General features: G+C 70.0%; 18 protein-coding genes, 5 tRNA genes and 1 pseudogene. 14 read left to right on the top strand and 10 right to left on the bottom strand.

Annotation, left to right across the window (positions count from 1 at the left end; translation table 11 throughout):
* Positions 1-144 precede the first annotated feature (144 nt).
* From HMPREF9719_RS00215 to HMPREF9719_RS09350, 3 genes are all read left to right on the top strand, one after another.
* Complete coding sequence (locus tag HMPREF9719_RS00215) at positions 145-693, top strand: hypothetical protein (RefSeq protein WP_004599929.1); 549 nt, start codon at positions 145-147, stop codon at positions 691-693.
* Between the two features lie 5 nt (positions 694-698).
* Complete coding sequence (locus tag HMPREF9719_RS00210) at positions 699-1,985, top strand: DUF418 domain-containing protein (protein ID WP_004599928.1); 1,287 nt, start codon at positions 699-701, stop codon at positions 1,983-1,985.
* A 1,046-nt stretch (positions 1,986-3,031) separates the two neighbouring features.
* On the top strand, positions 3,032-4,663 hold the full coding sequence (locus HMPREF9719_RS09350; protein ID WP_118787976.1) for an ABC transporter ATP-binding protein: 1,632 nt from the start codon (positions 3,032-3,034) through the stop codon (positions 4,661-4,663).
* A 378-nt stretch (positions 4,664-5,041) separates the two neighbouring features.
* On the opposite strand, the gene HMPREF9719_RS00200 is transcribed toward HMPREF9719_RS09350, so the two are convergent.
* Together HMPREF9719_RS00200 and ppgK are read right to left on the bottom strand one after the other, a co-directional pair.
* Entirely contained in the window at positions 5,042-6,796 is a 1,755-nt protein-coding gene (locus HMPREF9719_RS00200) for an RNA polymerase sigma factor (RefSeq protein ID WP_118787975.1), read from the bottom strand.
* 365 nt (positions 6,797-7,161) lie between these two features.
* The gene (ppgK, locus tag HMPREF9719_RS00195) at positions 7,162-7,914 is read right to left on the bottom strand and encodes a polyphosphate--glucose phosphotransferase (protein ID WP_004599925.1); all 753 of its coding nucleotides are present in this window, start codon (positions 7,912-7,914) and stop codon (positions 7,162-7,164) included.
* 171 nt (positions 7,915-8,085) lie between these two features.
* Between ppgK and HMPREF9719_RS00190 the strand changes: the two genes are divergently transcribed.
* Positions 8,086-8,385, top strand: coding sequence for a DUF4193 family protein (locus tag HMPREF9719_RS00190; protein WP_004599924.1), 300 nt, complete (start codon positions 8,086-8,088; stop codon positions 8,383-8,385).
* 70 nt (positions 8,386-8,455) lie between these two features.
* Here HMPREF9719_RS00190 and HMPREF9719_RS00185 read toward each other — a convergent pair whose 3' ends face one another.
* Positions 8,456-8,980 carry a DUF3093 domain-containing protein gene (locus HMPREF9719_RS00185; RefSeq protein WP_038082682.1) on the bottom strand — a complete coding sequence of 175 codons (525 nt, stop codon included), beginning with the start codon at positions 8,978-8,980 and terminating at the stop codon, positions 8,456-8,458.
* A gap of 71 nt (positions 8,981-9,051) precedes the next feature.
* On the opposite strand from HMPREF9719_RS00185, the gene dut reads away from it, so the two are divergent.
* The 6 genes from dut (at position 9,052) to ald (ending at position 15,885) form a co-directional block, all read left to right on the top strand.
* A complete protein-coding gene (gene dut / locus HMPREF9719_RS00180; RefSeq protein WP_004599922.1) occupies positions 9,052-9,489 on the top strand; it encodes a dUTP diphosphatase in 438 nt (145 codons plus the stop codon).
* A gap of 76 nt (positions 9,490-9,565) precedes the next feature.
* Positions 9,566-10,525, top strand: coding sequence for a DUF3710 domain-containing protein (locus HMPREF9719_RS00175; protein WP_004599921.1), 960 nt, complete (start codon positions 9,566-9,568; stop codon positions 10,523-10,525).
* 139 nt (positions 10,526-10,664) lie between these two features.
* Positions 10,665-11,375: a DUF3159 domain-containing protein gene (locus HMPREF9719_RS00170; RefSeq protein WP_004599920.1), complete on the top strand. Its 711-nt coding sequence runs from the start codon at positions 10,665-10,667 to the stop codon at positions 11,373-11,375.
* Positions 11,372-12,586 (top strand): class I SAM-dependent RNA methyltransferase, encoded by a 1,215-nt coding sequence (locus tag HMPREF9719_RS00165; protein WP_004599919.1) that lies wholly within the window; start codon positions 11,372-11,374, stop codon positions 12,584-12,586. Before HMPREF9719_RS00170 ends, HMPREF9719_RS00165 begins: the two co-directional genes overlap by 4 nt.
* 161 nt (positions 12,587-12,747) lie before the next feature.
* Positions 12,748-14,673 carry a 1-deoxy-D-xylulose-5-phosphate synthase gene (dxs, locus tag HMPREF9719_RS00160; protein ID WP_004599918.1) on the top strand — a complete coding sequence of 642 codons (1,926 nt, stop codon included), beginning with the start codon at positions 12,748-12,750 and terminating at the stop codon, positions 14,671-14,673.
* A gap of 126 nt (positions 14,674-14,799) precedes the next feature.
* On the top strand, positions 14,800-15,885 hold the full coding sequence (gene ald / locus HMPREF9719_RS00155; protein WP_004599917.1) for an alanine dehydrogenase: 1,086 nt from the start codon (positions 14,800-14,802) through the stop codon (positions 15,883-15,885).
* Positions 15,886-15,972: 87 nt separating this feature from the next.
* Here ald and HMPREF9719_RS00150 read toward each other — a convergent pair whose 3' ends face one another.
* Together HMPREF9719_RS00150 and HMPREF9719_RS00145 are read right to left on the bottom strand one after the other, a co-directional pair.
* Positions 15,973-17,172, bottom strand: a complete 1,200-nt coding sequence (locus HMPREF9719_RS00150; RefSeq protein WP_004599916.1) for an HRDC domain-containing protein — start codon at positions 17,170-17,172, stop codon at positions 15,973-15,975.
* Between the two features lie 98 nt (positions 17,173-17,270).
* Positions 17,271-17,807 (bottom strand): DUF3000 domain-containing protein, encoded by a 537-nt coding sequence (locus HMPREF9719_RS00145; RefSeq protein WP_237737878.1) that lies wholly within the window; start codon positions 17,805-17,807, stop codon positions 17,271-17,273.
* Between the two features lie 308 nt (positions 17,808-18,115).
* Between HMPREF9719_RS00145 and hemQ the strand changes: the two genes are divergently transcribed.
* Entirely contained in the window at positions 18,116-18,835 is a 720-nt protein-coding gene (gene hemQ, locus HMPREF9719_RS00140) for a hydrogen peroxide-dependent heme synthase (protein WP_004599914.1), read from the top strand.
* Between the two features lie 196 nt (positions 18,836-19,031).
* Here the strand turns inward: hemQ and msrB are convergent.
* The 5 genes and pseudogenes from msrB to HMPREF9719_RS00115 form a co-directional block, all read right to left on the bottom strand.
* Positions 19,032-19,442: pseudogene (gene msrB / locus HMPREF9719_RS00135) on the bottom strand (peptide-methionine (R)-S-oxide reductase MsrB); the annotation flags it as partial.
* Positions 19,443-19,808: 366 nt separating this feature from the next.
* Positions 19,809-19,884: transfer RNA gene (locus tag HMPREF9719_RS00130), tRNA-Gly, on the bottom strand.
* A gap of 29 nt (positions 19,885-19,913) precedes the next feature.
* A tRNA-Val gene (locus HMPREF9719_RS00125) sits at positions 19,914-19,988 on the bottom strand.
* Positions 19,989-20,007: 19 nt separating this feature from the next.
* Positions 20,008-20,081, bottom strand: a tRNA-Cys gene (locus tag HMPREF9719_RS00120).
* A 38-nt stretch (positions 20,082-20,119) separates the two neighbouring features.
* Positions 20,120-20,192, bottom strand: a tRNA-Gly gene (locus tag HMPREF9719_RS00115).
* 545 nt (positions 20,193-20,737) lie between these two features.
* Here HMPREF9719_RS00115 and HMPREF9719_RS00110 point away from each other — a divergent pair.
* The 3 genes from HMPREF9719_RS00110 to HMPREF9719_RS00100 all read left to right on the top strand — a co-directional run bounded on the left by HMPREF9719_RS00110 (position 20,738) and on the right by HMPREF9719_RS00100 (position 22,191).
* Positions 20,738-20,809, top strand: a tRNA-Val gene (locus HMPREF9719_RS00110).
* 208 nt (positions 20,810-21,017) lie between these two features.
* Positions 21,018-21,581, top strand: coding sequence for a copper resistance CopC family protein (locus HMPREF9719_RS00105; protein ID WP_004599912.1), 564 nt, complete (start codon positions 21,018-21,020; stop codon positions 21,579-21,581).
* Complete coding sequence (locus tag HMPREF9719_RS00100; RefSeq protein ID WP_004599911.1) at positions 21,574-22,191, top strand: copper chaperone PCu(A)C; 618 nt, start codon at positions 21,574-21,576, stop codon at positions 22,189-22,191. The genes HMPREF9719_RS00105 and HMPREF9719_RS00100 overlap by 8 nt, the downstream gene beginning before the upstream one ends.
* The last annotated feature ends 114 nt before the right edge of the window (positions 22,192-22,305 follow it).

Below are 22,305 nucleotides of genomic sequence, written 5' to 3'. Positions count from 1 at the left end.
ATTCACAATTCGGTAACGATTCCCTTGAAGAGGCGGTTGAGCGGTCCTGGGTGCACTAGCCTGAGCGTGACAACCACTGGCCCCGCCGGAGACTCCCGGCGGGCCAGCCCCGCGAGAGCGAGAAAGGACCGGTGATCACGCTCCATGGCTACCGACCGCGAGGAGCCCGCCCGCCCCGACGACCCCCAGGCCGGATCCGCCCCCAGCGAGGCCGCCGGTGGGCAGCCCGCCGCCTGGCCCGGCAGCGCTGGGCAGCCCGACCCGGACGAGCGGGTCTACGACACCCCGCCGGCCTACCAGCCCGGGCCCACCGGCTACTACGACTCCGACAACTACGAGGTCGAGGAGGAGAAGAACGCCATCGCGCCCTGGGCGCTGGGCATCGGGCTCGCGGCGCTGCTGCTCAACATCACCATCATCGGGGTGCTCGTCACCCCGCTGCTCGCGATCGCCGCGATCGTGCTCGCGATCATCTCGTTCGTGCGCTCCGCGAAGATGCGTTCCGGGGCGAAGCGCGTGTGGATGGGCGTCGTGGGGCTGGTCTGCGCGGTCCTCACGCTCGTCCTCCTTGGCCTGGGCGCCATGCTGCTCGTCTCCGTCACCAGCGAGGTCCTAACGGAATGCGGCGACGCCATCGACAGTGGCAACGAGCAGCGTATCGAGCAGTGCCTCGAAGACGCGTTCACCGAGTAACCACCGTGGCGGAACGCTCGCCGATTCGGCCCGTCCGCACCAACGCCGCGAAGAGGGTCCTCTCCCTCGACGTGGCGCGCGGGCTCATGCTGCTGTTCATCGCGATCGCCAACCTCGCTACCGTGTGGGCCCCGGCGGTCGACGCGCCGCTCGCTGCGAACACCGGCGGCGTCTACGACGACCGGCTCGCCGACAAGGCGGCCGTGTTCGTCGAGACGCTGCTCGCCCACAACCGCGGCCTGCCCATGTTCGCCACCGTGCTGGGCATCGGCTTCGGCATGATCACCGCGAGCCTCTACCGGCGCGGCTACCCGGTCGGCACGGCCCGGCAAATTCTTGCCAGGCGCTACGGGACGCTCGCGGTGCTGGGCGTCATCCACATGGTCTTTCTTTTCCTGGGCGACATCATGTTCCAGTGGGGCATGATGGGGCTCTTCCTCATCGCGCTGGTCACGGTCCGAAGCCACACCCTGGCGTGGCTCGCGGGCGGTATCTTCGTCGCGGTTGCGCTGCTCATAGGCCTCGCGGCGCTCGGCACGACGCTGGGCGCCGGATCGGTCCTCGCCGGCGGGGAGCTCATCATCCCCGACAGCTACGGCGCGGTCGTTGCCGTCGGGCTGGTGATCCTCGCCGGACAGGTAGTGGCCCTGCCCCTGCTGGCTATGTACCTGCCGCCCGTGCTGCTCGGCGTGATCATCGGCCGTCACGGGATGCTCGGCAGGGTCGGCGAGTACCGCCGCCCGCTCGCCGGCCTCGCGATCGTGGCGGCTGTGGTCGTCGTGCCGTTCAGCATCGCCTGGGCGCTCGCCGAGATCGGCGTGCTCGGCGAGACGGCGGGCGCCGTGTTCCCGGTGCTCAACCTCGCCGTCGGCCTCATCGCCGGCCCGGGCATCGTCGCGGCGCTGGCGCTCGCGCTCGAGCCGCTGCAGCGCCGCGTGCCGGCCGGCGCGCGGGGACGAGACGGGGTACCGGCGTGGCTACTGCCGCTCGTGGCGACCGGCAGGCGCTCGATGAGCGCATACGTCGCGCAGTCGGCTCTGTTCTTCGTCCTCGTTGCGGGCTTCCCGCTCAAGCTCGCCGACGGGGTGGGCGCCGCGGGCCAGCTGCTCATCGCGCTCTTAGTGTGGGGCGCGACCGTGGCCGGCTCTGGTGTGCTCGAGCTCCTCGGCAGGTCCGGGCCGCTCGAGGTGCTGCTGCGGCGCGCGGCCTACGGCAAGAGGGGTCTCCGGCCCGCGCCCGCACAGAACCCCGGGCCCGCCGCGCGTCCCGCCGCCACGCCGGCGGGCAGCTAGCCGCCGCGCCCCGCCTCTCTCCTGAAAAGAGGAGAGGCCGGCTCCCAGACACAGAAAACCGGGCCCCGCTGCCGGCCGATGAAGACCGGGGCGGGGCCCGGTATCGTTCGCGCCTACGGCGCGGTCGCGGCGACTAGCCGAGGAAGTCGCGCGGCGCCTGGAAGCACAAGGGGCGGACATCGTCTATGGTCCGATCGGAAAATGCGCGGTACAGGCTTTGAGACCCCCCCTTCCGTTGGACGCTCGCAAAGCCCCGCCACACGCGTGAGCGTGCTCTCTAGAACCCCCAGCGGCGTGATCGTTGTCGCGGGCACGTCGGTTAAACGGGGCCGTTGCACTACAGCGTGGGGTGGTACCACGTGCAGCAGCAAAACCTAGCGGGGCCGTCTAGATCATTCGAGCATCGGTAAGGATCAGCGCAGGCGCCCCCATAGACAGCCGTCGGCACGCCCTTCAACAGCAACATGTCGACGGAAAGTCAACGGATTGAACATCTCCGGCCCCAGGTGATAACCCGACGACGCGAGAGTGAAGATCAACGGGGTGCTCGCTCGGTGGGTCGACCGCGCGGCCGCGCAGCGTCCGAGAAAAAGAACTCAAAGAATCGTGCGTCCGGACCACCTCCAACAAGGTGCCCCAACGTACGACTGGTCGGAAGCTGTAAAGATGCAACTAATATATTGTCAAAATCTAATATTAGATGGGCAAGCTAGCGGTAGCTAGGTGTGATATGCTTTCGCAAGCCCCGTGATCGAGGTACACCGACCACGAGGCGCGGAAGGACGGTGACGGTCACGTCTTCCCGGACCGGATGGAGGATAGCACCTGGCGGAGGTCGCTCCATGGGCGCTGGAATGCACCGAATATTCAGATAGGGCAAGAGCCCGTTGCCGTGCGGTTTACGGTGCATACGTCTAACTGTATTCAGAGGCGAAATCGGCGTCGGGCGCCTCGAACCAAAATATTCTACTACCTGTAGAAAATACCGCCAGAGGATCTTTGTGTCATCCCCCCCGGAGGGGGCACATTCGACCAGGCGCATAAAAATGAGAGATTTACAGCATATGGTACAAATAGGATTTCGCAAGGCTAGGGTATTATATATCTTCGGTATAATTGCGATGGCGATCGGATCTGTCGCTACCGCAGCTCAGCCGGCAGTAGTTGGCTACGCCGCCGACACATTTCTCATAAACAATGGCAGCGTACGATTATCTATAATAATCCTTATCGTTCTTTTTGTTGTCGATGCGGCGGGGGCGACGTTTGGGCGGCTTGCCCTGGGGATTGCGTCAGAGAGGTTCGTTTTTAACGTAAGGTCGGCATTCTCGACGCGACTTGTCAACTCGGCTATCGAGAAATTCCGACGCTACGATCGTGGCGACATCAATAATCGAGTGGTCGAGGATATTCCGCTGTTTCAACGTCCGTATTTTTCAATATTTCCGGAACTTTTTAGTTCTATACTTCTTGTGGTGTTATGCTTTGGCGGTATGTTTGTCGCAAGTTGGCGCTTGAGTCTAGCGCTGATTATCGTACTAGCCATATTTGGGGTGTTTCTTGTTGTAGTGTTGGCGAAAATCCAAAAGAATGCTAAGGATTCGCGAGAAAGCGAGGCTAGTTATTCCTTATTTCTCTATGAAATACTCTATAATATATTTCCGATTAAGGCGATGGGAGCTAATAATATATTTATTAGGAAGCTAGATGATCGAGCGGAATCTGCTCGGAAAATTGGCGTTCGCCTCGTTGGTTATTCGTCGCTGATAATGCCCGTCGTGAGTATTGGTACGCAGGTAGGCATTGTTGGTGTCCTCGTTCTGGGCGGCGCGCTGACTGTCCGTGGCGATCTGGCTCCGGGTGCTCTAGCTTCGTTTTTTCTTTACCTCATCTATGTAATCACCCCTCTGGTCACGATTGCTACGTCGTTGGGGGAGCTTAAAGAGTCTCGAGTGTCGAAGGATAGGCTGGAGGTGCTCCACGAGGACCTTAATCCGGGGGACTTCCACCTTCACAGTGATGGGGCGTCGTCGGGTGTCGCAGAGATCCACACGTCTGGAGTGACCTATTCGTTTCCGAACGGGAAAACTATTACCTACTCGGATATTAGCATAGTAGGAAACGGAATTCACGGTCTCGCGGGTCCGAACGGAGTCGGAAAAAGTACGTTCCTCACTTTGGTTTCCGGCTTGGTTCGTCCGCAGCGTGGTCGTATACATGTCAGCTCCGGGGAATCCAAGCCTCGTGCATTTGAGGGGCGACCATATTATTTGACCCAGGATCGAGACGTATTCTCCTTGAGCGTGCGCGAAAATATTCTCATGGGGCTGGAGCGCACTGATGAGTGCGTCCTCTCTGCAGCCGAGGCTCTCGGTGTCCGCGGTTTTATCGAGGGGCTACCTCAGGGGCTCGACACCCTTTTAGGTGCGGAGGGGATAAGCTTATCAGGTGGGCAGAAGCAAATTCTTTTCGCGATAAACTTGCTTCTGGCTAAGCCTTCGATCGCTTTGCTGGACGAAATCGCCTCGAACCTAGATACCACAGTGAAGGATAATTTGTTAGGTTGTCTCGCGGAGATGAGTGCCGACAGTCTCATAGTATTCGTCACCCATGATCCGGACGTTCTCCGTCGCTGCGATAACTTCATCGAACTGAAGAGCCGGGTGACATCGTCTTAACGTTTGCCGGTGCAAACACCGACAAGGGTTTTGACGTGTACGGTGATTAAGCAGGGTGGAAGCCTTGTCGGCTCAGCGGGCGGTAACTATATTTGCCGGCGTGGATGCGTGGGGTCAGAGGCAACTGCCGGGCAGGGATCACGGGGCGCGAAGGTCGCGCATCGTATCGGCCGGTAGCCTGCGCCCCGAGTGCATTGTGGAGTCAACGCCATTCCACACTGACCCGCTCGTCTGCCACTCCGGTGAGGCCCTGATGCTCCGCTTGCCTACAGGGTGGAAGGAAAGTTCTTCAGATGACGAGCTTCGGGCCCCGCGGCCGGCCGATGAAGGCCGGGGCGGGGCCCGAAGTCGTTTACGCCTACGGCGCGGTCGCGCCGATTAGTCGAGGTAGTCGCGCAGCACCTGGGAGCGCGAGGGGTGGCGCAGCTTCGACATCGTCTTCGACTCGATCTGGCGGATCCGCTCGCGCGTGACGCCGTAGACCTGGCCGATCTCGTCTAAGGTGCGCGGCATCCCGTCGGTGAGCCCGAAGCGCAGCCGAACCACGCCGGCCTCCCGCTCGGAGAGCGTCGTGAGCACGTCCTGGAGCTGGTCCTGCAGCAGGGTGAAGGACACCGCGTCGACCGCGACGACGGCCTCGGAGTCCTCGATGAAGTCGCCGAGCTGGCTGTCGCCCTCGTCGCCGATGGTCTGGTCCAGGGAGATCGGCTCGCGCGCGTACTGCTGGATCTCTAAGACCTTGTCCTCGGTGATGTCCATCTCCCGGGCGAGCTCCTGCGGGGTGGGCTCGCGGCCCAAGTCCTGGAGCAGCTCGCGCTGGATGCGGCCGAGCTTGTTGATGACCTCGACCATGTGCACCGGGATGCGGATGGTGCGGGCCTGGTCCGCCATGGCGCGGGTGATGGCCTGCCTGATCCACCACGTCGCGTAGGTCGAGAACTTGTAGCCCTTGGTGTAGTCGAACTTCTCCACGGCGCGGATGAGCCCGAGGTTGCCCTCCTGGATGAGGTCGAGGAAGGCCATGCCGCGGCCGGTGTAGCGCTTCGCGAGCGACACCACGAGGCGGAGGTTCGCCTCCAAGAGGTGGTTCTTCGCCTTGCGGCCGTCGCGGGCGATGGCGCGCATGTCGCGCTTCACAGCGGGGGAGAGCTTGGCGTCCTTGTCGCCGCGCTCCTTCGCCTCGGCCATTTGCTCCATGCGGTAGGTGGCATACAGGCCGGCCTCGATGCGCTTCGCGAGCGAGACCTCCTGCTCGGCGTTGAGGAGCGCGACCTTGCCGATCTGCTTGAGGTAGGCGCGCACCGAGTCCGCCGAGGCGCTGAGCTCCGCGTCCTTGCGGGCCTGTCGCAGCGCCGCGGACTCGTCCTCGTCCCACACCGAGGACCCGTCGTCCTCGTCGTCGTCCTTCTCCTCGGGGTGCTGGTCGGGGATGTTGTCGACCTCGTCGACGCTGTGGGAGTCCTCGTCATCCTCGATGCCGGAGGCCTCCTCGACCGAGGGGTCGTCGGCGAGCTCCTCGTCGGCGGCCTCCGCGTCGGGGTCGGTGACCTCCTCGAGCTCCTCGTCGTGCTGCTCCTCGTCGACGGCGTCGACCGCGTCGGCGAGCTCCGACTCGTTGGGGTTGACGCTCGCGACCGCGGCGTCGTTCTCCGCGGGCTCGTCGCTCACCCCGGCGGTCGTCGAGGTCGCCGGCTTCGTCGCCTTCTTCTGCGCGGCGCGGCGGGTGGTCTTCTTGGCCGTCTTCTTCGCCGCCGACTTCCGGGTGGTCTTCTTCGCGGTCGAGGACGACTTCTTCGTCGCCTTCTTCTTCGCGCCCGTCGTCGACTTCTTCGCCGCGGCCTTGCGCGCGCTCGTCGCGGTCTTCTTGGCGGACTTCTTCGCCGTCTTCTTCGCGGCAGGCGCGTCCTCCCCGGCGGGCTCCGTCGCGGCGGACGCGTGCCCGCCGGCGGGCCGGGCGGCGGCGCGCGGGGTGCGCGCTGCCTTGGGGCTCGCCTTGCGGGCGGTCTTGCGCGCGGTCTTCTTCGCCGTCTTCTTGGCGCGTGCAGGAGCGGCGCCATCCGCTGCGACGGTGGTTTCCGGAGAAGTTGCAGTGCCTTCCACGTACGCCCTTTCGACTGGCTTGTCAGGTCTCATAACGGAACAATCGGTGGCTGCCTCGCCGCCGTGTCGGCTCTTCTGCTCCACGACAACAAGCACCGACGGGGGAGTCATTCCCGCCCGAGAGCGACCGGGTGGCTGGGAGTCGCGCCCGACGCCGGATCCCGGTCGCCGGGGCCGCCCGCGAGGCGGCCCGCATAACCGGGGTGGCGCGGGCGTGACTCCGAGCGCGGCCACGCCAAGCCGCGGCTGCCGACCCGGGTTGTGTCCGTTAAGGCCCCGGGGCGGCGACCAACAAACTTCCAGTGTAGCGGAATCGCGCGTGAACTAGCTACTAGAGGTTGACAAGCGGGCGCGTGTCGTGCCCTCGCGCGCCCCACGAGGGGCGGCGGGCGGGGTCCTTAGGGCTTGATGCCTTCGGCGGCGGCGAGCGCCGCGCCGACGATGCCCGCGGAGTTCTTCAGGCTGGCCGGCACGACCGGCGTGTCGAGCTCGAGGTGGGGCACCCAGCGCTCCGCGTGCTTGGAGACCCCGCCGCCGATGACGAAGAGCCTCGGGTGGAAGAGGTGCTCGTAGGAGCGCAGCACCCTACTTAGGCGCTTCGCCCAGGCAGGGTAGCTCCACTCGTGGCGCTCCTTCGCGGACGCCGAGGCGCGGTGCTCGGCCTCCTTCTTGCCGACCTGCAGGTGGCCGATCTCCGTGTTGGGGAAGAGCTGGCCGTCGAGGAGGAACGCCGAGCCGATCCCCGTGCCGAGGGTGAGGAAGATGACGGGCCCGTCGGTGATGCGCGGGTCCCCGAAGCGGCACTCGGCGATGCCCGCGGCGTCCGCGTCGTTGAGGACGCTCACCTCCCGGCCGCCGAGCGCCTCCTCGAAGAGCGCGCCGACGTGGACGCCCACCCACGAGTCGTCGATATTCGCCGCCGAGTGCGCGGTCTGGTCGGTGACCACCGAGGGCAGGGTGATGCCCACCGGCCCGCCCCAGGAGAAGTGCTCGACGAGCTCGCGCACGGTGCCGGCCACCGCCTGCGGGGTGGCGGGCTTCGGGGTGGCGATGCGATGCCTGGGGGCTAAGAACTCGCCGGTGGTCAGGTCGACGCGGGCGGCCTTGATGCCCGATCCGCCGATGTCGACGCCGAAGGCTTCTCTTGTCATGGTCGGACAGTGTACAAAGCGCCCGAGAAAGCCCCGGGGCGGGCGCGGCGCGGGGTGCTTCACTCCACCCCCGCGGCGGGCTAGCCTCGGGCTCGACGGCGCGCCACACGCCGCGGCGGGCGGCTACAGCCCGCCCACCCGAGGGACATGTCAGAAGGAGGGATGGCAGCCATGGCCGACCGCTTTGACGAGCAGCCCGGCGGCGAGGACGAGGGCGGCTCTGTTGCCGCCGAGTCGCTCGAGGACCTGCGCGAGGCGGAGGACAACGCCGACGCCGTCGACGAGGACGGCAACATCGTCGACTCGTTCACCCCGCGCGGCGACGACACCGTCGACGAGACCCTGGAGACGACCGTGAAGCCCCGGCGCAAGAACGAGTTCACCTGCTCCTCGTGCTTCACCGTGCAGCGGCTCTCGAGGCGGGCGTACACCACCGAGGCCGGCCGGGACGTCTGCCGCGACTGCGTCTAAGCGTCGGGGCCGCGCACGCAGCGGCCCGGCCGACGATGCGCCCGGGCCCGCGCTCCGCGGGCGGGCGCCGTCAGCCGAGGGGAGCGGCGGCGTCCTCGGCCTGGTCGGGCACGAACGCGCGCAGCAGCCCCTCCGGGTCGGTGGTGCCCACCAGCCAGTAGGGGGTGGGATCCTTCGGGTCGTCGAGGACGAGCGCGACCATCTCGTGGACCCAGCCGTGGGACACGACGAACGCCGCCGGGTCGAGCTGGGTGCCCATCGCCGCGCGCTTCGCGGTCGCGGGCACCGCGAGGCTGCGGGCGACGACGTCGTTGGGCAGCCGCGCGCCCGAGACGCTCAGCCACCGGGTGCCGGAGGCGTCCTCGACGACCTCGACGACGGTCGAGGACGCCCACAGGAGGATCCACACGGCGACCGCGCCGAACACGACGAGGCCGCCGATAAGCCACGCCACCGAGCGGTTGAGCGCGAGCTGCGCGGTGAGCAGCGCGACGACCGCGGCCGCCATGACCCACCAGTAGGCCGGCACCCACTGCCGCTCCCGATACACGACGGCGCCGCCGGCCGAGTCCCTTGCACGAGTGGAATTCCGCACGGTCTACAGAGTCTACGGCACGGCACTCGCCCGGCCTCGGGGCCCACCGGCGCGCTGGTAGCATCCGGGGCGTGACTGACGCCATCCGAGTTCAACGCCTCACCCCGGAGGCCACGCTGCCCACCAGGGCCCACCCCGACGACGCGGGCGCGGACCTCTATTCCATCGAAGACGCCGTCCTTCAGCCGGGGGAGCGCCGGCTCGTCGGCACGGGCATCGCCGTGGAGCTCCCGCCGGGCACCGTGGGGCTCATCCACCCCCGATCGGGCCTCGCGGCGCGCAGCGGTGTGACCGTCTTGAACACCCCGGGCACCATCGACGCGGGCTACCGCGGCGAGCTCAAGGTGCTGCTCATTAACCTGGACCCCGAGCGCCCCGCGCGCGTCGAGCGGGGCCAGCGCGTAGCGCAGCTCCTCGTGCAGCGCGTCGAGCTCGTCGACGTCGTCGAGGCCGACGAGCTCTCCGAGACGGCGCGCGGCGCGGGCGGCTACGGCTCGACCGGCCGCTAGCCAGCGGCGCCGCGGCGCGAGACCGCCACACGTGAGATAAGCGACACCGTGACGAACCGGGAGGAGTGGACCCCGCATGGCCCTGTGGCCCTTCGGAAAGAAGAACAAGGATAAGGCCCCCGCCGAGGCGAACGAGCCGAAGGCCGAGCCCGCGGCCGAGGAGGCCGCGCCGGCGCCCGAGGCCCCGGCCGAGCAGGCCCCCGCCGAGGGGAACGCGGCCGGCGCTGAGAACCAGGCCCCGCAAAAGGCCGCCGCCCGGCCCGAGGGCGAGGAGCCGGCCGCGGCGCCGGGGGACGAGAAGCCCGCCGAGCGGCCCGAGCCCGCCGACGCGGCGCCGGCCGCGGAGGCCTCGCCCGCGCCCGAGGGCGGCGGGGAGACCGGCCCGTTCGACGGGGACACCCTCGACATCACCGAGTTCAACTTCGCGGACTTCGCCGTCGGGATCTTGAACCTCGGCTCGATGCGGGTGCCCATGCCCAAGGGCTCCCAGGTCCAGGTCGAGATGTCCGACAAGGGCCCGCGCATGGTCCACATCCTCACCCCGGTCGGCCGGCTCACCCCGGTCGCGTTCGCCGCGCCCACCTCCGGCGGGCTGTGGGAGGACTCCATCTCCGAGCTCACCGACACGATGCGCGAGCGCGGCATGGCCCCCGAGCTCGACTCCGGGCCGTGGGGCCGGGAGATCGTAACCGCCACCGAGAAGGCCGAGAGCCGAGTCATCGGCGCCGACGGGCCGCGCTGGATGCTGCGCATCACCGCCGCCGGGCCGAAGGACAAGGCCGCGGAGCTCGCCGACCTCGCCCGGGAGGTCACCGCCCGCACGTTCGTCTACCGCGGCGAGAAGCCCATCCTCGCCGGCGAGTCGCTGCCGGTCGTTCTGCCCCCGCAGCTCGCCAAGCGCGTCGCCGAGGCGGTGCGCCGCCGCCAGGGCAAGGGCCAGGGCCAGGCGCCCCAGGGTCAGGCCGCGCAGCAGAACCCGGGCCAGAAGCCCCCGCAGGTCCCCGGCCAGGGCCCGGGCGACAACCGCCAGGCCTAGGAGGCGGGCGCCGCCGGCGCCGGTACCGGCCGGCGCGCCCCGGTGCGCTAGAGTGACCGGGATCGACCGCGCCCCGCGGTTCCTACCTTTTTTGGGGCGCGGCCCAGCCGAGCGGAACGTGAGGAGCCCCAGGATCCCGATGAGCGACGACGAGCGATTAGACGGCGGGCGCGATACCGGGGGGCCGACCATCGACGGGCCGACCCTGCTCGCGCAGCTCGGCGGGGTGCGCGGCATGCTCGCCACCGTTCTGCCCGTCGTCGTGTTAGTGCCCGTCGAGGCGCTCTCCTCCATGGGCCCGGCGCTTATCGCGGCCCTGTCGGTCGCCGCGGCGGTCTTCGTGTGGCGGCTGCTGCGCAGGGACAGCCTCCAGCCCGCGATCAGCGGGTTCATCGGCGTGGCGTTCTGCGCGGCGATCGCGTGGTTCATGGGCGAGGCGCGCGGCTACTTCCTCTTCGGGATCTGGGCCTCGGCCGTGTTCTGCGTCGTGTGCGTCGCCTCGCTGATCGCCGGCTGGCCGATCGTCGGCGTCGTGTGGGAGGGCCTCAACGGGCGCGGCACCCGCTGGCGCGCCCACCGCGTCGCGCGCGCCGCGTACGGCTGGGCGACGGCCGCGTGGGCGGCGGTGTTCGCCGCGAGGTTCGTCGTCCAGCAGTTCTTCTACGACGCCGAGGAGACCACCGCGCTGGGCGTCGCGCGCCTCATCATGGGCCTGCCGCTCACCGCCGCGGTCGTCGCGGTGACCATCTGGCAGGTGCGCCGCGCCCGCCGCGCGCTTAGCCCCGCCGAGGCCGAGGACAACGACGCCGCGGGGGACCCTGCCCCCGCCGAGCACGAGGAGGAGCGTTGAGCGAGACCGCCACCATCACCGTCGAGCGCATGGCCCACGGCGGCCGCGGGATCGGCACGATCGACGGGAAGGTCGTCTTCGTGGCCGGGGCGTTCCCCGGCGACGTCGTCGACGCCGCGATCACCAAGAACAAGAAGTCCCACGCCCAGGCCGAGATCGCCCGAATCCTCCAGCCCTCCGCCTTGCGCACCGAGGAGCCCTGCCCGGCGTTCGCCGCCGGCGCGGGCTGCTGCGACTTCTCGCCGCTCGCGCCCGCCGCGCAGCTGCGCCTCAAGGAGGAGATCCTCAACGACCAGCTCTCGCGGCTCGGCGGGTTGGAGGAGCTCCCGCCGATCGCGGCGCGCAGCCTCGCGCCCGCCACGGGCTGGCGCACCCGGGCGCGCCTCGGGGTCGATGCGGAGGGCCGCGCGGGCTTTCGGCGCGCCCGCTCCCGCGAGGTGCTCGCGGGCAAAGAGTGCGCCCAGAACGCGCCCGGGCTGCTCGCCGGCGTCGTCGGGGAGGGCGCGGGGCGCTTCACCCCCGGCGCGGAGCTTATCGCCGCGCTCGGCTCGAACGGGCGGCGCGGCCTCGTGGAGACCCGCCGCGCGGGCCGCGGGCGGCGCGCGGAGCGCGTCGAGCGGCGCCTCGATGGCCCGGCCGCCGTCGAGCAGGTCGTGGGCGAGGATCGCTTCTCGGTGCCGGTCGCGGCGTTCTGGCAGGCCCATGAGGCCGCCCCGGAGGCCTACGTCGACATCGTCTCCGGCCTCGCCGAGGAGGGCCTCGCCGAGGCGGGCCCGGGCCGGCCGGTGGGCTGGGACCTCTACGGCGGGGTGGGGCTCTTCGTACCGACCATCGCGAGTGCCCTCGGCGAGGGCGCGGAGATCCACTCCGTGGACCTCTCCCGCGCCGCGGGCGGCGCGACGACCCCGGAGCCCCGCTTAGCGACGCGGCGCTTCCACCGCGCCCGCGTCGAGTCGGCGGTCGCGCACCTGCCCAGGCCCAGGCTCGTGGTGCTCGACCCGCCGCGCTCCGGCGCGGGTGAGGCGGTCGTCGGGCGGGTCGCCGCCGCCGCGCCCAGCGCGGTCGTCCACGTCGGCTGCGACCCCGCGACCCTGGCCCGCGACCTGGGCGCCTGGGCGCGCGCCGGATACCGGGCGCGCCGCGTGGAGCTCGTCGACGCGTTCCCCGGCACCCACCACGCGGAGGCCATCGCGCTTCTTACCCCGGCCTGACGCGGCTCGGGCCGCGCGGGGGGCGTGAACTAGGCTTGCTGATACTTCAACCGACAGACAGCCGTCCTCGGGGCCGTGGGGGGGGGGCGGGCCCGAGTAGTTTTCCCCGTTTGATTTCCTCGCCGATCGATATGACAGCCGCCAAGGAGCCGATTCGACGCATGAGCATTCTTCGACGCGTGACCTCGCCCGCGGAGCTGAAGGGCCTGAGCGATGAGGAGCTCGGGGAGCTCGCCGACGAGATCCGCCGCTTCTTGATCGAGAAGGTCTCGCGCACCGGCGGGCACATGGGCCCCAACCTGGGCGTCGTGGAGCTCACCGTCGCGCTGCACGCCGTGTTCGATTCGCCGAAGGACCCCATCGTCTTCGACACGTCGCACCAGGCCTACGTGCACAAGATCCTCACCGGCCGGGCCGGCGGCTTCGATCGGCTGCGCTCCAAGGGTGGGCTGTCGGGCTACACCAACCGCTCGGAGAGCGAGCACGACTGGACCGAGTCCTCGCACGCCTCGGCGGCGCTGTCGTACGCCGACGGGCTCTCCCGTGGCTTCGCGATCCGCGGTGAGGCCGAGCGCACCGTCGTCGCCGTCGTCGGCGACGGGGCGCTCACCGGCGGGATGTGTTGGGAGGCGCTCAACAACATCGCCGAGGACGAGCGGCGCAACGTCGTCATCGTCGTCAACGACAACGGGCGCAGCTACTCGCCGACGATCGGCGGCTTCGCGGAGAACCTCTACCGGCTGCGCATGCTCAACACCTACGACCGGGTCATGGAGCAGGGCAAGTCCACCCTGAAGTCCTTAGGGCGGGTGGGGCAGCGCACCTTCGAGGCGCTCCACGCGTTCAAGGAGGGCGTGAAGTCCTCCGTCATCCCCGCCGAGATGTTCCCCGAGCTGGGCATGAAGAACATCGGGCCCGTGCCCGGCCACGACCTCGGCGCCCTTATCGACGCGTTCCGCTACGCGCGCGACTACCGCGGCCCGATCATCGTCCACACCGTCACCGAGAAGGGCCGCGGCTACCCGCCGGCGAGCACCGAGTCGGACGACTTCATGCACTCCTCGGGCCCCATCGACGCGGCCACCGGCCGGCCGATCGCGCGCTCCTCGCGGGGCTTTACCGACGTGTTCTCCGCCGAGCTCGTCGAACTCGGCGAGCGCCGCGACGACGTCGTCGCGATCACCGCGGCGATGGCCGGGCCCACCGGCCTCGAGCCGTTCAAGGCGCGCTTCCCCGATCGCTTCGTCGACGTCGGCATCGCCGAGCAGCACGCCCTGACCTCCGCGGCGGGGCTCGCGCTGTCGGGCCTGCACCCCGTCGTCGCGCTGTACGCGACGTTTTTGAACCGCGGCTTCGACCAGCTCGCCATGGACGTCGGGCTGCTCTCCCAGCCGGTGACGATCGTCCTCGACCGCGCTGGCGTGACCGGCACCGACGGGGCGAGCCACAACGGGCTGTGGGACATGGTCATCGGCTCGCTCGTGCCGGGCGTGCGCATCGCCGCGCCCCGCGACGGCAGGCGGCTCTCCGAGCTGTTCCGCGAGGCCGTCGCCGTCGAGGACGGGCCCACCATCGTGCGCTACCCCAAGGGCTCCCTGCCCGAGGAGATCCCCGCCATCGACGCCGCCCCCGACGGGGTGGAGACGATCTTCGACTCCTCCTCCGAGGCCCCCAACGGCGCGCCGCGGGTGCTTCTCGTCAGCGTCGGCGCGCTCGCCGGGGAGGCCCTCGGCGCGGCCGAGGCCTTAAGCGCCGAGGGCGCCGCCGTCACCGTCGTCGACCCCCGCTGGGTCGCGCCCGTCGCCGAGTCGCTCGGGGGGCTCGCCGCGGCGTCCGACCTCGTCCTCACCGTCGAGGACGGCATGGCCCGGGGCGGCATCGGCTCGCAGCTCTCGGAGTGGCTCGCCGGGCGCGACATCGACGTGCCCGTGCGCCACTGCGCGTTCCCCGCGCTCTTCCCCGAGCACATGTCCCGCGCCGAGCTGCTTGCCGAGGTGGGGCTCGATGCCGCCGGCATCGCCGAGGCCGCCCGCCGCTTCCTTCGCCCCCGCTTCGCCGCCGTGAGCGGGGCGCGCGCCCGCCGCTAGGTGGTAGCGTAGGAATAAAATTTCCCCTAAGCCTGTCGGGCGGCGCGCCCGGCCCGCGCGGAGCGACCAGCCCCGCGGGCCCCGCGCCGCCCGACGGCTAGTCGAGACGTGGCAAGGAGAGCCCCTGTGATCATCGGCATTCCCAAGGAGATCATGAACAACGAGGGCCGCGTCGCCCTCGCCCCGAACGGCGTGGAGGTGCTCGTCGGCGACGGGCACGACGTCCTCGTCGAGGCCGGCGCCGGGGCGGCCTCCTCGTTCGGCGACGAGGCCTACCGCGCCGCCGGCGCGGAGGTCGTCGCCACCGCCGAGGAGGCGTGGGGCCGCGCGGACCTCGTCATCAAGGTCAAGCAGCCCCTGCCCGAGGAGCACCGCTACCTGCGAGCGGACCTCACCGTCTTCACGTACCTCCACCTCGCCGCGGAGGAGGAGCTCACCCGCGCGCTCGTCGACTCGGGCGCGACGTCCATCGCCTACGAGACGGTCCGCGGCCGCGCCGGCGACCTGCCGCTGCTCGCGCCCATGAGCGAGGTCGCCGGGCGCCTCTCCGTCATCGAGGGCGCCCACCACCTCAAGAGCGTGCACGGCGGGCGCGGCGTGCTGCTGCCCGGCGTGCCCGGCACCCCGCCCGGCAAGGTCGTCGTCATCGGCGGCGGGCACGTCGGCCAGGCCGCCGTCGCCATGGCCCACGGGCTGCGCGGCGACGTTACCGTCCTCGACGTCAACCCCGCCGCGCTGCGCGCCATCGACCAGCAGTACCACGGCGCGGTGCGCACGCTGTTTTCCGACCCGGTGACCGTCGCCCAGGAGGTCGCCACCGCCGACCTCGTCGTCGGCGCGGTGCTGGTGACCGGCAGGCGAGCCCCGAAGCTCGTCAGCCACGAGCAGGCCCTCAACATGCGCCCCGGCGCGGTCGTCGTCGACGTCGCGATCGACCAGGGCGGCTGCTTCGAGGACTCGCGGCCCACCTCGCACGACGAGCCGACCTTCACGGTCGGCGAGACGCTCTTCTACTGCGTGCCGAACATGCCCGGCGCGGTGGCGCACACCTCCACCCGGGCGCTGGGCAGCGTCACCCTGCCGTATATCCGCCGCATCGCGGCCGACGGGGTCGACCGGGCGCTCGCCGCGGACGCCGGGCTTGGCGAGGGTCTCATGACCCGCGGCGGCTCGCTCGTCAACGAGGCGGTCGCGCAGTCGCTCAACCTCTAGCGCGCGGCTGAGCGCCCAAGAAGGGGCCGGGAGCGCCACCGCGGCGCGCCCGGCCCCTTTTTCTGCGTCGTACCGAGCCGTCGCCCGCTAGTAAAGGCCCGCCATGAGCGGCACGACGAGCTCGCGCTGCCAGGGGCGCGCGCCCCGCTCGGAGAGGTCGAGCTGCAGGTCGCGGGTGGAGTGCACGGTGCCGCGCTCGGTGGCGTCCCACACCACGGCGCGCAGCGCCGAGGGCTGGACGATGTTCTCGCGCGGCACGTCGATGCGCTCGGAGAGGGTGTCGAGGCGCCCGCGGATCGCCTCGAGCGCAGCGGCGGCCTTGGGGTAGCGGCTCGGCCACGACTGGTGCGGCGGGTGCTCGTGGCGCGGCTCGAGGCGCCTCGGCCAGCGGCTGCGCGGCGACTTTAAGGCCTTGGTCACCGCGTCCATGATCTCTCGCTCGAGGCCGCGCTGCCTAGAGCCCATGTAGGGCGCGCGGCGCACCTCGGCGGGGGAGCGCGGCGGGTTCTCCGCGAGCGCGAGCAGCGCCCGGTCGCGCATCACGAGGTGCGGGGAGAGGTCCTCCTTGCGGGCGCGGTCCTCGCGCCACTCGAAGAGCCCGCGCGCCACGGCGAGCTGCCTCGGCGAGCGCAGCTTCCCGATGCTTTTCACCCGGTCCCAGCGGCGCTCGGGGCGGGGCTCGGATCGGTGCTCCGCGGCGAGCGCCCGGAAGTCCTCTTCGGCCCACTCGAGCTTGCCCTGGGAGTCGAGGATCTCGGTGAGGGCCTCGGCGAGCTCGAGGAGGAGCTCCACGTCGAGCGCGGCGTAGTCGAGCCACTCCGCCGGCAGCGGGGCGGTCGACCAGTCCTCCGCGCCGTGGCCCTTAAGGAGCGTGACGTCGAAGACCCGCTCGAGCATCGCGGCGAGGTTGACGCGGTCAAACCCCGCGAGCCTGCCGGCGAGCTCCGTGTCGAAGAGGCGGCCGGGCTCGAGCCCCAGCCACGACAGGGGCCCTAGGTCCGTGCCGGCGGCGTGGAGCACCCAGTCCTCGCCGCCGAGCACGGGCTTCAGCGCCGCGGTGAGCTCGCGGCGGGCGCCCTCGGGCGCGAAGAGGAAGGTGCCCGCCCCGCGGCGGCGCACCTGGAGGAGGAAGACGCGGTCGTCGTAGCGGAACGACGAGGCGCGCTCGGTATCGATGGCAAACGGCCCGCGCCCCTCGGCGAGCGCCTCGGCCGCGGCCTGGAACTCGTCGGGGGTCTGGCGAAGGGCCGGGCGCCCATCGGCCGGGGAGGTGAGGGTTCTGGGCACGGGCTTCTGGGCGCTCCCTTCGCGCGGCGGGGCCGCTCCGGTGATGCATCGCCCGGGGTTACTTGCGCCCGGGCGTCGTCAGACTCTTGGTTAAGAGGCTAGCGCAGCGTCGCGACGCCCTCGGGCGGCAGGCCCGCGACGTGCGCCAGCACCCCGGCAAACGCCTCGACGTGGGGCGCGAGGTCGAGCCCCACGGCCGTCCACGAGGCGCGCAGCTCCGCCTGGTGGCTGCGCTCCTTGCCGCCGATCTCCCCGAAGCGCACCGAGGCCGTGGAGGTGACCGTCCCGCCGAGGTTCGTGTAGCCCGCGCCCGACTCGTCGAGCTCCTCGGTGAGCCACTGCCACACCACGGTCGGCAGCATCGGGTCCGAGGCGAGCTCGTCGTCCATGTCGGCCTGGATGTAGGCCACCAGGCGCATCTTGCCCGACCACGCCTCCTCGGCGCGCGGGTCGTGGAGGAGGATGAGCCGGCCGAACGCGTCGTCCTCGCTGTCGCGCTCCACCTCGAGCCCGATCGCGTGGCTGTACGGCGCGAGCCGCTGCGGCGGACGGATGTCCCCGAGGCTCATGTCGCCGCGCAGCCTCGCCCGATAGAGCGACTCGACCGCGGAGACGAAGTCCGCCGGCGCGGGGATCTCGCGGGCCGCGGCGTCGGGGGAGGGGTGCGGATTAGTTCCCGTGTCCTTCACGGTCCCCAAAGGTAGCCAGCGCGGCGCGCGCGGTGGTCCAGGCGCGCCGGCGCGCCCACGGGATGGCAGAGGCTCCTGCCCGAGCGCTTCGCTGGCGGGCCGGGGCGCGGCTTATCATGGGGGACACGGCCGGCGGGCGCCCTCCCGGCCGGGGCTTGTCTCCCCGGCCGGGAGGCGCCTGCTGGGCGCGTGTCAGCGGGTAGCACCAAGGCCCCGTGCCGCACGGCCACCGGGGCGGAAAGGACGATGATCTGATGCCCTACCACGAGTTGGACGACAGCGAGAAGCAGCGCCTCAAGGAGCTCAACGAGGTGCAGCGCTACGCGCAGTGGGCGGTGTTCTCGTTCGCCCCCGGGGAGCTCAACGGCCGCCGCGAGGAGGCCGGCCGGGAGCTCGCCGACTACCTGCGCGGCGTGGAGCGCGCCAGCGTGACGGTGCGCGGGATCTACCTCGTCTCGGGGTCGAACCCCGACGGCGAGCTGCTCGTGTGGTGGCACGCAAAGAACTTCGAGGACCTCCAGGACGCGCTCAACGGGCTGCGCCGCGACACGGAGCTCGGCCGCCTCGCGGAGCTCACCTGGGTGGGCAACGGGCTGCACCGGCCCTCCGAGTTCAACAAGGCGCACCTGCCGTCCTTCATCGAGGGTAAGGAGCCGAAGGAGTGGCTGACGATCTACCCGTTCGTGCGCTCCTACGACTGGTATCTCCTTGACCCCGAGAAGCGCCGCGGAATCCTCGCCGACCACGGGCGCGCCGCCGCGTCGTTCAAGGACGTGCAGGCCAACACGATGCCGGCCTTCGCGCTCGGCGACTACGAGTGGATGCTCGCCTTCGAGGCGGACGACCTCGGCCGGATCGTCGACCTCATGCACCGGATGCGCTACACCGAGGCGCGCCGCCACGTGCGCGAGGAGGTGCCCTTCTTCACCGGGCGCCGCCTCGAGCCCGAGGAGCTCGTCGCCCGGCTGCCCTAGGCCTTAAGGCGGGTCGCCGGCGTAGCCCCGCGCGAGAGATAGGCATACAGGTGGGCCCGGCCCCGGGGGGAGGAACTCCCCGCGGGGCCGGGCCCGTCGTCGGTCTAAAGAGGTCGCGGCCGGGGCGCTAGGACGCGCTCACCCGGCTCGACTCGCGCTCCTGGGAGGCCTGCTCCTGCCCGCCGTCGGACTCCTCGTCGGAGACCGGGCGCTCCTCTAAGTCGAGGGCGATGGAGTTGATGCAGTAGCGCTGGTCGGTGGGCGTGTCGAAGCCCTCGCCCTCGAAGACGTGGCCGAGGTGCGACTCGCAGGTCGCGCAGCGCACCTCGATGCGGTGCATGCCCAGCGAGTAATCGTCGATCTCGATGACAGAGTCGCCGGCGAGCGGGGAGAAGAACGACGGCCACCCGCAGTGGGCGTCGAACTTCTCCGTCGAGCGGAAGAGCTCCGCGCCGCAGGCCTTGCAGCGGTAGACGCCTTCGGTGGTGGTGTTGGTGTACTCGCCGACGTGCGGGGCCTCCGTCGCGCCGTGGCGCAGCACGAGGTATTCGTTCTCCTTGAGGCGCTCCCGCCACTCGGTATCGGAGATCATCGTGAATTTTGCCATGGCCTGTGCCTCCTTTGTTCAACCTGCGTCCTTCGAGGTTGTGCGCCGAGACTAGTCTGTGACCCCCGACGCACGAAACCATGCTCCCGCGTCAGGCCCCTGGGCTGCCGAAACGCCCACCGCAGGCGCTGAATATAAAGCGAAGGGGCCGCTGAGCTCGAAAGCTTAAAGTAGACTAAGCGGTACGTTCGGGGCGGCTGGGATGTCCGCTCTGGGCGCTCCTCCCACGGCCTCGACCGCCCCGTCGCCGGGGTGTCCCGCGGCGCGCGCCGGCGCCCGGCGGGGAGCGGGGGAGGGGGCCTCGGCTGGAGAGACGGCGACGCCCCCGGGGCCGGCCGGTGATGGCCGGCGCACGGGGGCGTTAAGTGGAGCGGATGACGAGACTCGAACTCGCGACCCTCACCTTGGCAAGGTGATGCGCTACCAACTGCGCTACATCCGCATGAAGCGAGACGGCGAAACGCCGCCTCTTGGTGCGCGATACTGGGATCGAACCAGTGACCTCTTCCGTGTCAGGGAAGCGCTCTCCCGCTGAGCTAAACGCGCAAGTGTTGTCGCCAGAAGCTGGAGGTGGAAACGGGAATCGAACCCGTGTAAACGGTTTTGCAGACCGTTGCCTAACCACTCGGCCATTCCACCGCGAACCGGGCCCGGTTTCCACCGGGGCCCGGCGCCGGAGCGGATGACGAGACTCGAACTCGCGACCCTCACCATGGCAAGGTGATGCGCTACCAACTGCGCTACATCCGCATTCGCAACCCGGGGAAGCGGAAGGCCCGCCTCCGCGTTGCTCGACCTAATGTATAGCTCCCGCCCGTCGAAGACAAACCCCCAGGCTGTCGGCCCGGCGGCGGCTCGCCGTCGCCCCGCGGTCACCCGGCGGACACCCGGGGTTTCCCTCTCGGGCGGGTCGCGGCAGCCCTCTGTTGTTACCAATCCGGCTCGGTTCGACGCTGCCGGCGCGGGGCGGCACGGGGCGCGGCGTCTCCGAAAAGGGCGGCGAGGCCCGCCGTCGGCGGCCGGCGGCGGGCGCCTCCCGCGGCTTACCTGTTTCCCTGTTTCTTGGTTGCTTTCTCGGGCGGCGCCCCGGGGAGCGACGCGCGCGGGCCGGGCTCGTCGGGGTGTGGCGAGAGCGCTCCGTTCGACTAGGCGCGACCGCCCCGGGCGGGCCGTCGCGGCGGCGTTCCTCCAGGTCCCGGGGGCGGTTAGGCGGATGGGACCCGCGGTGTGTAGAGTAGCGACACGTTGCCGAGCCGGCCCGCCGCGGCGGATTGGTCTCAGGGCAACGGACGTATGGTCCCATGGCTCAGTGGAAGAGCGTTCCGTTCACACCGGAAAGGTCACTGGTTCGATCCCAGTTGGGACCACGATTGGTCAAGCAGGGGAAGGCCCCGGGTCGTTACCGGCCCGGGGCCTTTTTTGCGTGCGCGCCCGCCCGGCTTGGACGTGATCGAGGACACGAAAAAAATTCCGCGAGGCGGAAACTTCGGGCCGCCCCTCCGCGACTATCTCTGTGAACGGCCTGCCACGGGCCGGTTAACACCACAGCCAGTTTTTCGAGGAGGAAGCGCAAGCTTGTTCGCTACCACCGGCAAAAAGAGAGGCGCGGCCCGGCTGGCCGCGGGCGCGCTCGGCGCGGCCGCAGCCCTCGGGCTCGGGGTCGCTCCGGCGTTCGCCCACGACGCCGTCATCGAGTCGAGCCCCGCCGCGGGCGAGACGGTCGCGGAGTTCCCCAAGGAGATCTCGCTGACCTTCTCCGGCGTGCCGAAGGATCAGTTCAACTCGTTCGCGGTCTCGGAGGTGGGAGAGGACGGCAAGCCCGAGAAGCTCTTCGACACCGACGAGCCCGAGCTCGACGGCCAGACCTTCACCATCCCCGTGCCCGACGACGTCGAGGCGGGCGCGGGGGACTACGTCATCGGCTACAACATCACCTCCTCGGACGGGCACGCCACGCCCGGCTCGGTGGAGTTCAGCGTCGCCGGTGAGGGCGAGGAGGCCCACGCCCCGGAGGCCGCCGCCGACGAGGACGAGGGTGTCCCCACCGCGGCGATCGTCGGGATCGTCATCGGCGTCATCGCGGCCATCGCCGTGGCTGCCGCCATCGTTGTGTTCGCAAGGAGGAACAAGAATGCTTAACCACACCGCCCGCCGCCTCGCGGCCCTGGGCTTCGCCGCCTGCGCGTCCGCCGCCCTGGTGGGCTGCGGCTCCGACGACTCGGAGGCCCCGGAGACCTCGACGACGACGCAGAGCTCCGAGCAGCACGCCGAGGCCAAGGCCCACGTCCACGACGGCGTCGTGCGCGCCAAGGGCGACGACTCGGACATGACCGCCATCTTCGGCGAGATCCACAACGAGAGCGACAAGGACATCACCGTCACCGGTTTCGAGGCCGGGCTCGAGGGCGCGACCTTCGAGATCCACGAGATCGTCGACGGCGAGATGCGCCCCAAGGAGGGCGGCCTGACGATCCCCGCGGGCGAGACCGTCTCGCTCGAGCCGGGTGGCGACCACTTCATGGTCCTTGACTACCCGGATCCCATCGAGGCCGGCACCACGATCCCCGTGTCGATCACGCTCTCCGATGGGCAGAGCATCGACCTCGGCGAGTTCGAGGTCCGCGACATGCCCGCCGGCGGCGAGGAGTACGACCACGGCTCCCACGAGCACGGCGAGGGCCACGACCACGGCCACGAGGGCCACGATCATGACCACGCCGGCCACGAGCACGGCGGGGAGGGCCACTAGCGATGGCCGGCCCCGGTTCCGTCGGTAGCGAGGGCTTCAGCCGGCGCCGCTTCGTCGGCGCGGCCGGGTTCGGCGCCGCGGCCGCCGGGGCCATCGCCGCGGGCCTGGGCGGCG

This window comes from Corynebacterium otitidis ATCC 51513 (assembly GCF_000296405.1).
GTDB classification, from domain to species: domain Bacteria; phylum Actinomycetota; class Actinomycetes; order Mycobacteriales; family Mycobacteriaceae; genus Corynebacterium; species Corynebacterium otitidis.
This window is presented reverse-complemented; position numbering and strand designations above follow the sequence as displayed.

Bases quoted from the DNA above. Each gene is read 5' to 3' on its own strand.
- HMPREF9719_RS00215 (WP_004599929.1), top strand. From the start codon at position 145: ATGGCTACCGACCGCGAGGAGCCCGCCCGCCCCGACGACCCCCAGGCC.
- HMPREF9719_RS09350 (WP_118787976.1), top strand. From the start codon at position 3,032: ATGAGAGATTTACAGCATATGGTACAAATAGGATTTCGCAAGGCTAGG.
- HMPREF9719_RS00200 (WP_118787975.1), bottom strand. From the start codon at position 6,796: ATGAGACCTGACAAGCCAGTCGAAAGGGCGTACGTGGAAGGCACTGCA.
- ppgK (WP_004599925.1), bottom strand. From the start codon at position 7,914: ATGACAAGAGAAGCCTTCGGCGTCGACATCGGCGGATCGGGCATCAAG.
- HMPREF9719_RS00190 (WP_004599924.1), top strand. From the start codon at position 8,086: ATGGCCGACCGCTTTGACGAGCAGCCCGGCGGCGAGGACGAGGGCGGC.
- HMPREF9719_RS00175 (WP_004599921.1), top strand. From the start codon at position 9,566: ATGGCCCTGTGGCCCTTCGGAAAGAAGAACAAGGATAAGGCCCCCGCC.
- HMPREF9719_RS00170 (WP_004599920.1), top strand. From the start codon at position 10,665: ATGAGCGACGACGAGCGATTAGACGGCGGGCGCGATACCGGGGGGCCG.
- dxs (WP_004599918.1), top strand. From the start codon at position 12,748: ATGAGCATTCTTCGACGCGTGACCTCGCCCGCGGAGCTGAAGGGCCTG.
- hemQ (WP_004599914.1), top strand. From the start codon at position 18,116: ATGCCCTACCACGAGTTGGACGACAGCGAGAAGCAGCGCCTCAAGGAG.
- HMPREF9719_RS00100 (WP_004599911.1), top strand. From the start codon at position 21,574: ATGCTTAACCACACCGCCCGCCGCCTCGCGGCCCTGGGCTTCGCCGCC.